1 protein-coding gene is annotated in these 425 nt (G+C 59.8%); it reads left to right on the top strand.

What is annotated here, in order from left to right; genetic code table 11:
* The coding region (locus F1735_RS34315; protein WP_167241523.1) for an RNA-guided endonuclease InsQ/TnpB family protein at positions 1-425 on the top strand (425 nt) is incomplete at both ends.

The following is a 425-nucleotide window of genomic DNA, read 5'->3' as shown; positions in this document are numbered from 1 at the left end:
CGCTACCCGGACCCGAAGCAGATCAAGCTTGACGAGGCCAACAGCCGCATCTTCCTGCCCAAACTTGGCTGGCTGCGTTACCGCAACAGTCGGGACGTTCTTGGCGAGCTGCGCAACGTCACAGTGAGCCAGTCGGGCGGCAAGTGGTTCGTGTCGATTCAGACGCAACGCGAGGTCAATGGCGAACGCCATTCAGGCACCGAGAAAATCCTGCCCGAACAGCCATTGCCAACGGCGACGAGCGCCATCGGCATCGATGTCGGCATCGCCCGCTTCGCCACGATGAGCGACGGCAGCTTCGTCGCACCACTCAACAGTTTTAAGAAGCACCAACAGAACCTTGCCCGCTACCAGCGGCGCATGAGCCGCAAGGTCAAGTTCAGCAGCAATTGGAAGAAGGCGAAAGCCCGCGTCCAGAAGATTCA

It is taken from the genome of Massilia genomosp. 1 (genome assembly GCF_011682185.1).
GTDB lineage: Bacteria > Pseudomonadota > Gammaproteobacteria > Burkholderiales > Burkholderiaceae_D > Telluria_A > Telluria_A rubra.
Note: the sequence above shows the minus strand (reverse complement) of the source record. Positions and strands in the feature narration are given on the sequence as shown.